11 protein-coding genes and 1 pseudogene are annotated in these 12630 nt (G+C 70.4%); 6 read left to right on the forward strand and 6 right to left on the reverse strand.

Annotation, left to right across the window (positions count from 1 at the left end; genetic code table 11):
• Window positions 1–23: 23 nt before the first annotated feature.
• The gene (locus N8A90_RS06025; RefSeq protein ID WP_262073767.1) at window positions 24–623 is read left to right on the forward strand and encodes a TetR/AcrR family transcriptional regulator; all 600 of its coding nucleotides are present in this window, start codon (window positions 24–26) and stop codon (window positions 621–623) included.
• A 13-nt stretch (window positions 624–636) separates the two neighbouring features.
• Here N8A90_RS06025 and N8A90_RS06030 read toward each other — a convergent pair whose 3' ends face one another.
• The 3 genes from N8A90_RS06030 to N8A90_RS06040 form a co-directional block, all read right to left on the reverse strand.
• Entirely contained in the window at window positions 637–2466 is a 1830-nt protein-coding gene (locus tag N8A90_RS06030) for an ABC transporter ATP-binding protein (RefSeq protein WP_262073768.1), read from the reverse strand.
• A 149-nt stretch (window positions 2467–2615) separates the two neighbouring features.
• On the reverse strand, window positions 2616–3758 hold the full coding sequence (locus N8A90_RS06035; RefSeq protein WP_262073769.1) for a zinc-binding dehydrogenase: 1143 nt from the start codon (window positions 3756–3758) through the stop codon (window positions 2616–2618).
• 58 nt (window positions 3759–3816) lie between these two features.
• Window positions 3817–4713, reverse strand: coding sequence for a LysR family transcriptional regulator (locus tag N8A90_RS06040; RefSeq protein ID WP_262073770.1), 897 nt, complete (start codon window positions 4711–4713; stop codon window positions 3817–3819).
• Window positions 4714–4804: 91 nt separating this feature from the next.
• Here N8A90_RS06040 and N8A90_RS06045 point away from each other — a divergent pair, with 91 nt between their 5' ends.
• The 5 genes and pseudogenes from N8A90_RS06045 (at window position 4805) to N8A90_RS06065 (ending at window position 9038) form a co-directional block, all read left to right on the forward strand.
• Complete coding sequence (locus tag N8A90_RS06045) at window positions 4805–5617, forward strand: DODA-type extradiol aromatic ring-opening family dioxygenase (protein WP_262073771.1); 813 nt, start codon at window positions 4805–4807, stop codon at window positions 5615–5617.
• Between the two features lie 82 nt (window positions 5618–5699).
• Window positions 5700–6947 (forward strand): annotated as a pseudogene (locus N8A90_RS06050) (TonB-dependent siderophore receptor); the annotation flags it as partial.
• Window positions 6948–7010: 63 nt separating this feature from the next.
• Window positions 7011–7889, forward strand: a complete 879-nt coding sequence (locus tag N8A90_RS06055; RefSeq protein WP_262073772.1) for an alpha/beta fold hydrolase — start codon at window positions 7011–7013, stop codon at window positions 7887–7889.
• A gap of 58 nt (window positions 7890–7947) precedes the next feature.
• Window positions 7948–8529, forward strand: a complete 582-nt coding sequence (locus N8A90_RS06060) for a sugar O-acetyltransferase (protein WP_262073773.1) — start codon at window positions 7948–7950, stop codon at window positions 8527–8529.
• A complete protein-coding gene (locus N8A90_RS06065; RefSeq protein ID WP_262073774.1) occupies window positions 8526–9038 on the forward strand; it encodes an SRPBCC domain-containing protein in 513 nt (170 codons plus the stop codon). Before N8A90_RS06060 ends, N8A90_RS06065 begins: the two co-directional genes overlap by 4 nt.
• 100 nt (window positions 9039–9138) lie before the next feature.
• On the opposite strand, the gene N8A90_RS06070 is transcribed toward N8A90_RS06065, so the two are convergent.
• The 3 genes from N8A90_RS06070 to N8A90_RS06080 form a co-directional block, all read right to left on the reverse strand.
• A complete protein-coding gene (locus N8A90_RS06070) occupies window positions 9139–10059 on the reverse strand; it encodes an amidohydrolase (protein WP_410087639.1) in 921 nt (306 codons plus the stop codon).
• Between the two features lie 49 nt (window positions 10060–10108).
• The gene (locus tag N8A90_RS06075; RefSeq protein ID WP_262073775.1) at window positions 10109–11371 is read right to left on the reverse strand and encodes a putative Na+/H+ antiporter; all 1263 of its coding nucleotides are present in this window, start codon (window positions 11369–11371) and stop codon (window positions 10109–10111) included.
• 138 nt (window positions 11372–11509) lie between these two features.
• Window positions 11510–12616, reverse strand: coding sequence for an SMP-30/gluconolactonase/LRE family protein (locus tag N8A90_RS06080; protein WP_262073776.1), 1107 nt, complete (start codon window positions 12614–12616; stop codon window positions 11510–11512).
• Window positions 12617–12630: the final 14 nt, after the last annotated feature.

Here is a 12630-nt window from a genome sequence, read left to right on the forward strand (position 1 = left end):
CGCGACTCACGCGGGCGCGCGTGATGGACGCCGCGCTCTCGGTCTTTGCGAAGGTCGGCGTGCGTGCGACCACCCTGGAAGACGTCGCGGCGCTGGCCGGCGTCACCCGGGGGGCCGTCTACTGGCATTTCGCGGACAAGGCGGCCCTGGTGAGCGAGGTCGTCGCCGGGCTGCAGTGGCCGCTCGATATCGGGTCCGACATCACGGGCTACGAAGCGCATCAGCAGCCACTGCGGCTGCTGCACCAGCAGTTGTCGCTGCAGCTGGCGCGCTGCATGGAGGACCCGGTGCAATGGCGCACCATCCAGCTCGTGCTTTGCCATGGCCTTCGCGCCGACCTGCCGGCCGACGCCATGGTGCAGATCGAGCGCGCGATGATCCGGGCCGCACGCCATGTCGCCCAGGTCATGGCCATCGCCCGCGAGCGGCACCAACTGCGCGAGGGCCTGCGGCCGGCGGCCGCGGCACGGTGCCTGCATACCGTCGGCATCGGCATGCTGTCGGCGCGCGCCAACGAGTGGCCGCACGCGCGGCAACTCGCCCCGCCGACCAGCCTCGACCTGTTCATGCTGGGAATATGCCGCGATCCGTCGGCCACGCTGCACACGGCGGCGTGGCGGTGAGCCCGGCCGGCCGTCAGCTCTCGCCCAGGAAGCCGCCGCTCTGGTGCGCCCACAGCCGGGCATAGAGTCCGCCCTGCGCCATCAGCGTCTGGTGGTCGCCTTCTTCCACCACGCGGCCTTCGTCGAGCACGATGAGCCGGTCCATCGCCGCGATGGTCGACAGGCGGTGGGCGATGGCGATCACGGTCTTGCCTTCCATCAGGCGGTACAGGCTGGCCTGGATGGCGGCCTCGACCTCGGAGTCGAGCGCGCTGGTGGCTTCGTCGAGCAGCAGGATGGGCGCGTCCTTGAGCATCACGCGCGCGATGGCGATGCGCTGGCGCTGGCCGCCCGAGAGCTTCACGCCGCGTTCGCCGACATGGGCCTGGTAGCCCGTGCGGCCCTTGGCGTCGCCCAGCGTGCCGATGAAGTCGTGCGCCTCGGCGCGCTCGGCGGCGGCACGGATCGCCTCGTCGCTCGCATCGGGCCGGCCGTAGGCGATGTTGTCGGCCACCGAGCGGTGCAGCAGCGAGGTGTCCTGCGTGACCATGCCGATGTGCTCGCGCAGCGAATCCTGCGTCACGTGTGCGATGTCCTGGCCGTCGATGAGGATGCGGCCGCCGTCCAGGTCGTGGAAGCGCAGCAGCAGGTTCACCAGCGTCGACTTGCCCGCGCCCGAGCGGCCCACCAGGCCGATCTTCTCGCCGGGGCGTACCACCAGCGTCATGTCGTCGATCACGCGCGGGCGGCCTTCGGCGTAGCGGAAGCTGGCGTGCTCGAAGCGCACCTCGCCATGCGGCACCTGCAGCGTCGTCGCGGCCGGCGCGTCGACCACGGTGCGCGCGCGCGACAGCGTCTTCATGCCGTCCTGCACCGTGCCGATGTTCTCGAACAGGCTGGTCATCTCCCACATGATCCAGTGCGACATGCCCTGCAGGCGCAGCGCCATGGCAGTCGCCGCGGCCACCGCGCCCACGCCGACGGCGCCCTGCGACCACAGCCACAGGCCCATGCCCGCCATGCCGGCGGTCAGGCCCATGCTCAGCGTGTGGTTGACGATCTCGAAGGCGCTCACCAGCCGCATCTGCGCCTGGCCGGTGGCCTGGAAGGTCTGCATGGCCGATCGCGCGAAGCCCGCTTCGCGCTGGGTGTGCGAGAACAGCTTGACGGTGGCGATGTTGGTGTAGGCGTCGGTGATGCGGCCGGTCATGTCGGCGCGCGCATCGGCCTGCGCCTTGCCGATGGCGCCCAGGCGCGGCACGAACCACGCCAGCTGCACGATGTAGAGCAGCAGCCACCCCACGAAGGGGATCATCAGCTGCGTGTCGAGCACGGCGGCCAGCACGATCAGCGTGATGACGTACACGCCCATCGCCACCAGCACGTCGGCCAGCACGAAGACCGTGTCGCGCACGGCCAGCGCGGTCTGCATCACCTTGGCGGTGACGCGGCCGGCGAACTCGTCCTGGTAGAAGGCCATGCTCTGGCCGAGCATCAGGCGATGGAAGTTCCAGCGCAGGCGCATCGGCATGTTGATGGCCAGCGTCTGGTGCTTGACGATGGTCTGCAGGGCGACCACCGCAATGCTCGCGACCAGCGCGGCGGCCAGCCAGGTGAGCGTGGTGCCCCGGTCCGCCCACAGCCGCGCCGGCACCTGGCCGCCCAGCCAGTCGACGATGCGCCCGAGCATGGCGAACAGCAGCGCCTCGAAGGCCGACATGGCGGCCGTGAGCAGCGCCATGGCCGCGATCTTGCCGCGCAGGCCCTGTGTGCAGGCCCAGAGGAAGGCGAAGAAGCCGTCGGGTGGCAGCGCGGGCTCGGCCGCGGGGTAGGGGTTGAGGAGTCTCTCGAAGAAGCGGAACAAGGCGGAATGTCTCTCTGGCGGCGCGGATCGGGTCCGCGCGGCCGGTCATGCGGTGAAGGGCATCGACTGTAGCGGCCTCGCCGCGACCGTGCGTGCGTCAGGACTTGCCGGCCACCATCTGCTGCACCCGCAACGCATGCCGGGCGGGCTCAGCGCTTGTGCGGCGCGATCAGGAACTTCGCGCCGGTGGCGCGCTGGTTGTAGCGTGCGATGGCGTCGAGCGTCAGCACCTCGGGCAGCGACAGCTCGCCTGCATAGCGGCTCGCGAAGGTGGTCTTCAGCTCGGCCGCGACCCGCTGCTTGAGCACTTGCGCGGCGGCCGGGCCGATCTTCTGCAGGAAGGGAAAGAGCAGCCAGCCGCCCATGCCCCAGGCCATGCCGAAGTTGCGGCGGAACTCGGTCGGCCGCGTGTCGAGGCCGCCATAGAGGTACACCTGCTTGTGGGTGCTGGTGCCGTAGCGGCTGTAGACCGTGGCGGTGCGCACCAGGGCCGCTTCCATGCAGCCGAGGATCTGCCCGGCCAGCGGGCCGCCGCCGGTGGCGTCGAAGGCGATCGTCGCGCCGGTGGCGACCAGCGCTTCGGTCAGGTCGGCCATGAAGGTGGGCGCGCTGGCATCGCACACATGCACCGCGCCCTGAGACTTCAGCAGCGCGACCTGCTCGGGCTTGCGCACGATGTTGACCAGCGCGATGCCGTCCTTCAGGCAGATGCGCTGCAGCATCTGGCCGAGGTTCGACGCCGCCGCGGTGTGCACCAGCGCGGTGTGGCCTTCGCGCTTCATGGTCTCGACCATGCCGAGCGCCGTCAGCGGGTTGACGAAGGACGACGCGCCTTCGGCCGGCGTCGCGTCGTCGGGCAGCCGCAGGCACTGGTCGGCCGCGATCACGCGGTACTGCGCGTACATCGCACCGCCGATCAGCGCGACCGTCTTGCCCAGCAGCGCCTGCGCCGCGGGCGAACTGCCGGCCTCGACCACCACGCCCGCGCCCTCGTTGCCGACCGGCATCGATTCGCCCAGGCGGCCGGCCATCGCCTTCATGCCGGCCTCAGGCACATGCGCGGTCACCACCGGGCGCGCGGGCGTGCCGGACACGGCGGCGGTCGTCATGTCGGCGGCGCCGAAGAGCAGGCCCAGGTCCGACGGGTTGATCGGCGCGGCCTCCACGCGCACCACCACCTCGTCGGGGCCGGGCGCGGCGATCGTCACCTCGGCCAGGCTCACTTCGAGCTCGCCGGACGGCGTGATGAGGGAACGCAGTTCGAGGGCGGTGCGGTCGGTGGCGAAGGGCATGGCGGTGTTTCCGGGCTGCGAAGCTGCAAGGGGGCGCCAGTCTAGAACTGATGGCGTGTCATTGCTTGCGCTCAGGCGACAGCGCCTGCCCCAGGAAATCGATGAAGCTGCGCAGCTTGGGCGCCATGTACTGCCGGCTGGTGTAGACCGCAAAGAGCGTCACAGGCGCCACGCTGTAGGCCGGAATCAGCCGCACGAGGCGGCCCGCCGCGATGTCCTCGTCGACCAGCCAGGCCGGCAGGAAGGACACGCCCAGGCCGGCGCGCACCGCGTGCAGCGTGAGGTTGGTGTCGTCCGAGCGCAGCACCGGGTTGAGCCGCAGCGGCGCCTGCCGCCCGCCCGGCCCGCGCAGCGCGAAGCCTTCCAGGTCGACGTAGCTCGGCACGATGGCGCCGAGCCGCGCCAGGTCGGCCGGGCTGGCGGGCACGCCGGCGCGCGCCAGCAGCTCGGTCGCGCCCACCAGATGGAACTGCACCGGGCACAGCGGCCGTGCGATGAGCGCGGGGGAGGGCTCCTGCGTGGCGCGCAGCGCGAGGTCGTAGCCGTCGGCGGCCAGGTCGACCTTGCGGTTCTCCAGGTGCATGTCGACCAGCACCTCGGGGAAGGCCGCGCGGTAGTCGGTCAGCACGCGGGCGATGCGCGGCGTGGCGCACCACACCGGCGCGCTGACCTTCAACTGGCCGCGCGGCGCTTCGTTCTTGCGGCCGATGGCGGCCTCGGCGGCATCGAGCAGGTCGAGCGCCTGCGCGCTCTGCGCGTACCAGGCCTCGCCAGCCTCCGTCAGGCTCAGGTGGCGGCTGGAGCGGTTGAGCAGCCGCGCGCCCAGCGACTTCTCCAACTGCGCGACATGCTTGCTGGCCATCGGCGGCGAGATGTCGAGGCGGTCCGCCGCGGCGGCGAAGCTGCCGGCATCCACCACCTCGCGGAACACCCTCAGGCTGGTCAGACGGTCCATGGATGATTTCCTCTGGAGAAACGATGCATTGAATGCTAGCCCATCGATTTCCACTGGTGAAATCTCTAGACTCGTGGCCAAGGAGCCTTCCATGACCACGATCGACACGACCCTTCCGACCTACTTCATCTCGCACGGCGGCGGCCCCTGGCCGTGGATGAAGCGCGAGATGGGCGATGCCTATGCGCAGCTCGAGGCCTCGCTGGCCGACATCCCGCGCCAGATCGGCCGCACGCCGCGCGCCATCCTCATGGTGTCGGCCCATTGGGAAGCGCCCGTCTTCACGGTACAGGGCAACCCCCGCCCGCCGATGATCTACGACTACGGCGGCTTTCCCGCCCACACCTACCAGGTGCACTACGACGCCCCCGGTTCGCCCGAACTGGCGCAGCGCGTTCGCGCCTTGCTCGAAGCGGCCGGCCTGCCCTCGGGCATCGACGCGGAGCGCGGCTACGACCACGGCATGTTCTCGCCCATGGCCGCGATCTACCCGAAGGCCGACGTGCCCGTGGTGCAGCTGTCGCTCAAGCGCGGGCTCGACCCGGCCGAGCACCTGGCGCTGGGCCGCGCGCTGGCGCCACTGCGCCGCGAAGACGTGCTCATCATCGGCAGCGGCCTGAGCTACCACAACCTGCGCAACTTCGGCCCGCAGGCGCGCGACGTGTCGAAGGCCTTCGACGACTGGCTCGACCAGACCGTGGTGCATGCCAGCCCGACCGAGCGGGTGGCGCAACTGATCGACTGGTCGTCGGCGCCGGCCGCACGCATCGCGCATCCGCGCGAGGAGCACCTGATCCCCCTGATGGTCGCGGTCGGTGCGGCCGAGAGCGAGGCGGCTGAGCGCGTCTACCACGAGGACGCCTTCATGGGCGGGATCGCGGTGTCGAGCTTTCGTTTCGGCTGAGCGGCGCGGGTGGGGAGCCACGGCGCTTTAAGATCTTCGCCTTCCCCAGCCACCGACTGTCCGAGCTTCCCAGCGACGACGAGGCAGCACGCACCACCTGACCCTGGACCACGACCTCGGCAACGGCTGGCGCACCCGGGTGGGTGCCTCGTACCGTGAGACCGAATTCACCGGCGAAGCGGTCGACCTCAACGGCCCCTTGCGGCCCGATCGCCGAACGCTGACGCGCCGCGACAGCTGGCGCAGTCTTCCGTCGCGCGACAGCGCCGTGCAGGCGGAGGTGGAGGGCAAGCTGCGCACCGGCGCATTCACCCACACCGTGCTGGCGGGCGTATCGACCTCGCGGCTGACGACGGGGCAGAACATCTGGTACTCCAACCTCGCCGCGCAGCCCTTCGCCATCGACATCGACAACCCGACGTACGGCGCGCCGCATGGGGTGCTTTCCCGTGGCTTCTGGACGGACGACCGGCAGCGCGCCACGGGCGTCTTCCTGCAGGACCAGGTCGACCTGACGGCGAAGTGGAAGCTGCTGGCCGGCGTGCGCTTCGACCGCTTCGACCAGACGCTGACCGACAGGCTCGCGAACACCCGGCAGGTGCAGCGGCATTCGGCCGCTTCGCCCCGTTTGGGGCTGACGTACATGCTGAGCGATCGCAGTTCGGTCTATGTGTCGGCGGGCCGCTCGTTCCGCCCGAACGCCGGTCTGGCCGAGAACGGCATCGCGTTCGATCCCCAGAAGGGCACGGCTTTCGAGGCCGGCGCCAAGTGGGCATCCGCCGACGACCGCCTGAACGGTTCCGTGGCGGTCTTCGACATCAAGAAGTCGAACGTGCTCACGCCCAGTTCGACCAACCCCAGCTTCAGCGTCGCCGCCGGCGAGGTGCGCAGCCGCGGCATCGAAGCCGACCTCGCCGGACAGCTCGACGCCCACTGGCGCCTGAGCGCCAATGCCGCCTTCACCGACGCCAAGGTCACGCGCGACAACAACCCGGCCCTGCTGGACAAGCGGCTGGTGAACATTCCGCGCGTGAGCGCCGGGCTCTTCGTGATGCGTGAGGACGCGTTGGCCCATGGGGGCCGTTACGGCGTGGGGGGCGGGCTGGTGCATGTCGGCGAACGCACCGGAACGGCGACCGACACGTACCGCCTGCCGGCCTACACCACGGTACGGCTGACCAGCTACTGGCAGATGGATGCGCGCACCCGATTCATGCTCGAGGTCCACAACCTGTTCGACACGACCTACGACGCCGCATCGTGGGGGGCGCTCACCGTGTTGCCGGGGCTCGGTCGCCAGGTGGTGGCGAGCGTCAAGGTGGCGTTCTGACCTTGCACGGCGCGCATGCCGTCCCGGCGTCGTCCTTCGCCCGACTTGGAGAGAATCGGGCGCATGACTTTCTTGCCTGATGAACTCCCCGGCGCCGCGCGGGCCGAGATCGCGCGTGTCGAGCAACTCGGCAGCGCGCACGACGCGGTGCACGCCGGTGTGCGGGTGCGCTGGCGTCGCTTCGGTGATCCCCGGATGTCGCGCGGCGCACCGCCGCTGGTGCTGCTGCACGGTGGCCATGGCAGCTGGATGCATTGGCTGCGCAACGTCGAGGCGCTGTCGGCCGACCGCGTGCTGTGGCTGCCCGACATGCCCGGCTTTCATGACTCCGACGTGCCGCGCGCCGTCGCTGCGGGCGAGGCTGCGCTCGACCCGTTGCTGGAGGCGCTCGGCGGCACGCTCGACGCGCTGATCGGCGCTGGCACGCCGATCGACCTCGGCGGCTTTTCCTTCGGTGGGCTGACGGCCGCGAAGTTCGCTGCCGCGCGGGGCGCCGTGCGCAAGCTGGCGCTGCTGGGCAGTGGCGGCCACGGAACACAGCGCCGCATGGCGGTCGAGCTGATCAACTGGCGCGCCGCGCCGGACCGTGCTGCCGAGGTTGCCGCGCTGCGGCACAACCTGGCCGCACTGATGCTGCACGACCCGGCCGCCATCGACGCGCTCGCATTCGCCATCCACGACATCTCCTGCCATGGCACGCGCTTTCGCAGCAAGGAGGTGTCGCAGGCGGGCGGACTGCAGCGTGCCCTGGCGACGCACGCCGGGCCGCAATTGCTGGTGTGGGGCGAGTTCGACGTGACCGCCGACCCGCGGCCACTGGTGGCGCAGCTGACCGACGTGCATTCGCAGCGCAGCGGTGCGGTGGTCGACGGGGCCGGTCACTGGGTGCAGTACGAACGCGCGGACGAGATCAACCGGCTGCTGGTCGACTTCCTCGCATAGCGCCGCGATGGTGTCGCGTCCGACAGCCGTCGCCATGGTGCACGGCCACAATGAAGCGATGACCCTCGACACCCGAACCCAGAAGCAGCGGATGCTCGCCGGCGATCTCTACGACGCCGGCGACCCGGAGATCCAGGCCGACCTCGCCGCCACGCGCGCATGGCTGGTGCGCTACAACGCGTCGCTGGGCGCCACCAGCGCCGAGCGTCGTCAACTGCTGGTCGAGCGTTTCGCGGCCGTGGGGGCAGGCGCCGGCATCCGCCCGCCGTTCCATTGCGACTACGGCTTCAACATCCGCGTGGGCGAGGGCGTCTTCCTCAACTTCAACTGCGTGATCCTCGACGTCGTCGAGGTGGCGATCGGCGACCGGACGCAGATCGGCCCGGGCGTGCAGATCCTCACGGCCGACCATCCGCGCACGCCCGCCGAGCGGGAATCGGGGCTGGAGTTCGGCCGGCCGATCCGCATCGGGCGCAACGTCTGGATCGGCGGCGGCGCGATCCTGCTGCCGGGCGTCACGGTCGGCGATGACGCGGTGATCGGCGCCGGCAGCGTGGTCACGCGCGATGTGCCGGCTGGTGCTACCGTGGTGGGCAATCCGGCGCGACAGCGCCCCGCAACCCAAGGAGTCTCTGAATGACCGACGCTGCCAGCGCACTCGCGGTGCCTCCCTTCACTCTGTCACGCACCTTCGATGCGCCGCGCGCCCAGGTGTGGAAGGCCTTCACCGAACGCGAGCAGCTTCAGAAGTGGTGGGGCCCGAAGGGCTTCACGGTGCGCGCCACGCAGTTCGACTTCCGGCCCGGCGGCCTGTTCGTCTACGCCATGGAAGCGGCCGGCCAGACGATGTGGGGCCGCTTCGTCTACCGCGAGATCGAGGCGCCCGGCCGCATCGTCTTCGTCAACGCCTTCTCCGACCCGCAGGGCGGCCTGACGCGCGCACCCTTCGCCGACGCGTGGCCGATGGAGATTCTCAACACCTGGACCTTCGCCGAAGCGGACGGCAAGACGACCCTCGACATCCGCGGTGAACCATTGAACGCCAACGCGGTCGAGACGGCGGTGTTCCTGGCCGGTTTCCCGTCGATGCAGATGGGCTTCGGCGGCACGCTCGACCAATTGGCCGCGCACCTGGCGGCGCAGGCCTGAGGTCCAACCGCGGATCGACGCAGGTTTGGCGTCGTCGTGCTCGCGACGGCGGTGCCGTGCCCAGACCCAGACGACGGGCCGCTCGTGATGCCGCCCCTGCTCAGCGCAGCTCGAACAGCGCTGCCGCGTTGCCCCAGGCCACGCGCTGCGCCACGTCGGGCGGCAGGTCGGCCAGCCAGGTGCGGTAGCCGCGCATGATCTCGTCGTAGGCGCTCCAGCGCTGGTTGACCCAGGTGTCGGAGCCGATCATGAAGCGCCCCGGGTGCTTCAGGATGAGCGCCCGCCACGCGGGGCACAGGGTGCCGTCGCCGCAGGTCAGGCCCGGCCGGTACGAGAGCTCGCCCATCAGCAGCGAGTAGCGATCGAGCAGGGCCTGGACCCGCTCGATCGGCGCGCCGCCGATGCCCGTGTGGGCCCAGATCAGGCGCAGGTTGCGGCCCTTCGACGGTGCGTTGGCCATCAGCAGGTCGATCGCCACGTCGTCGACATGCGCCAGCACCGCGAGCTGCTGCCGGTCGGCCAACGCGATCAGCTTCTTCGCCACCGGGCCGTTGGCGTTGGCGCTGTCGTACAGATGGAACTCGCCGAGGCCACGGTAGGGGCCGCTCGGCGTGCCGCGCGCCAGTTCGGCCTGCACCAGGTCGTAGATGGTCTCGTCGCGGAACCAGTTGCCGTAGTCGTCGCGGTTGCGGTAGAGCCGCACGAAGGGCACCACGCGCACGCCGGCGGCGCGGGTCTCGCGCGAGGCGGCCAGGGTCTGCGTGCCGGCGTTCGGCCGCGAGTTGGCGATGATGGCGCGAACGTCGTTGCGCTGGAAGCGCGCCAGCGCCTCGGCCGGCGGGTAGGGGCCGGTGTGGCCGTCCCACGCCTCCTGGTTGTAGTGCAGGTGCGTGTCGAACAACGGGCCGCGGTAGCCCGCAGCTTCCTTTTCCGGGGACTGGGCGTGGGCCGCCGGGAGAAGCACCGCGAAGGCGGCCAGGAGCAGGGCGGCGATCGGCGCGGAGGCGGTCAGGCGGGTCATGCGGTCCTCGGGAGCACGGGAAGCCGCCGATTATCCCGGCGTGGGCGCCCTACAGCAGCAGGAAGGCCAGCGCCGCGACCGCCGTCGGCCCCAGCGCGCCCAGCAGCAATCCGCCGGCGCCGATCGTCTCGTCCGCGAAGCCCCGCTTGAGCAGCGCGACGCCGGCCGGGTTGGGCGCATTGGCGATCACCGTCAGGCCGCCACCGGCCACCGCACCGGCCACCAGCATGTACTTCGACGTGTCGGAGATGCCCTCGATCAGCGAGCCGAGGTAGGTCAGCGCGGCGTTGTCGGTGATGGCCGTGAGCCCGAGCGCCCCGGCGAACAGCGCCAGCGGCGCCAGCCCCGAGACGATGGGCTGCAGCCACCACTGCTGCATGCCGCCGAGCACCACCAGGCCGGCCAGGAAGAAGCCGACCAGCAGCGCCTCCTTGATGATCAGCGGGCTCTGGTGGCGCTCGTAGGCCTGCGTGAAACCCATGAACATCAGGAACAGGCCGAGGAACACCACCGGGTGGTGGGCGAACAGCACCACGCCCGCCAGCAGGCCCAGGTGCACCGCCACCACCGACAGCGGCATGCGCGCCTCGGCCGGCATGTCTTTGTCGGGAGGCGGGGCAGGGCGCAGGTGGCGGCGCAGCACGAAGGTGGCGATGGTCGCGTTCACCAGCACGGCGAGCGCGGCCTTCCACCCGAAGTTGGCGAACATGAAGGCGCTGTCCCATTGCCAGGTGGTCGCCACCATCAGCACCGGCGGCGCGGCATACGACGTGAGCGTGCCGCCGATCGAGACGTTGACGAACAGCACGCCCAGCGCCAGGTACTTGACGCCTTCCGGCACCAGCCGCCGGAAGATCTGCGGCGCCAGCATCAGCGCGGCGATGGTCATGGCGGCCGGTTCGGTGATGAGCGACCCTAGCAGCGGCACCGCAGCCAGGCCGAGCCAGGCGGTGGCGAGCGGCGTGGACAGGGGCACCAGGCGCGCGACGCTGTCGACCAGCGATATCACGGTACGCAGCACCGGCCGCGACGCGGCGATGACCATCACCACGAAGACGAAGAGCGGCTCGGTGTAGTTGCGCGACTCGGCGTAGTCGAGCGCGGGCGCGCCCCCCACGACGAGCGCCATGGCCAGCACCAGCACGATGGCCCAGAAGCCGAAGACGACCTCGACTTCACCGAGCAGATGGAACAGGCCGGCATGGCGGGGATAGCGATGGGACAAGCGCTCGAACTGCTTGGCCGCGAAGGTGTGCAGCAGGGCGACGGCGAAAAGGGCGGCGGCGATCCACTGGATCGGGGTGTCGGACATGCGTTTCCTGGGCGTGAAAAAACCGCGTGGCGGCCCGACCGACGCAAGAACCTGCCGCGCAAGAAGCCGCGCGACACCCAGGGCGCAGTCTAAGGGATGCGACTGCGCGCAGCGCCGCCGGCGCCGCGCCTGTGCGCGTCAGACGGCGCCGTGCGCCTCCACATACAGCGCGTAGAGCGAATGGCTGCTCGCCATGTAGAGCCGGTTGCGTTTCGGCCCGCCGAACTCCAGGTTGGCGCAGCGTTCGGGCAGGCGGATGAAGCCGATCGGCTTGCCCTGCGGGTTGAAGACCTTGACGCCGTCCATCTCGTCCGAGCGCGCGGTCGGCAGGTAGGCCTTCATGCCGCCGCCGATGTCGGTCGGCTCGGCCGCGAGGGCGCCGCTGTGGCCCCAGCCGCACCACAGGTTGCCGTCGCGGTCGACGCGGAATCCGTCGAAGGCGCCCGGGCCGCCCGCGTCGATCAGCTTGGTCTTGTTCGACACGCTGGCCCCGTCGGCCGCGACGTCGTAGCGCCACATGCTGCGGTGGGGCGTGCCCTTCCACTCGACGACGTAGAGCGTGCGCTCGTCCGGCGAGAAGGCCAGGCCGTTCGGGTTCACCAGATCGGTGATCACCGCCGTCAGCGCGCCGTCCTTCGCGATGCGGTACACGTTGGTCGTCGCCTGCTCGGGCGTGGCGCGCGTGCCTTCCCACTCGCCGTTGATGCCGAAGGTCGGGTCGGTGAACCAGATGCTGTCGTCGGAGCGCGCCACGATGTCGTTCGGCGCGTTCAGGCGCTTGCCTTCGAAGCTGTCGGCCAGCACGGTCATGCGGCCGTCCTTCTCGGTGCGCACGATGCGCCGCGTCACCGAATGCTCGCAGGTGACGAGGCGGCCCTGCCGGTCGCGGGTGTTGCCGTTGGCGTAGTTGACGTTGGTCTTGTGCACGCCGAAGGTGCCGGTCTTCTCGTCGTACTTCATCAGCCGGTTGTTCGGGATGTCGCTCAGCAGCAGAGTGCCCTGTTCGGGAAAGTACACCGGGCCCTCGGCCCAGCGCATGCCGCTGCCGAGCTGCTCCAGCGTGCTGCTGTAGAGGCGGTACTTGGCGAAGCTCGGGTCGAGGATCATCACCGCCGGGTCGGGGTAGCGCTGACTCGGGCGGAAGTCGAAGGCCTGTGCGCCGGCCAGGCCGCTGAGGGCTGCGGCGCCGGCGCCGGCGGCCGTCTTGAGGAATTGCCGGCGCGGGTTGCCGATCGTGGGGTGCATGGTCTGTCTCCTGC

The sequence above is a fragment of the Variovorax sp. N23 genome (assembly GCF_025486315.1).
GTDB lineage: Bacteria > Pseudomonadota > Gammaproteobacteria > Burkholderiales > Burkholderiaceae_C > Variovorax.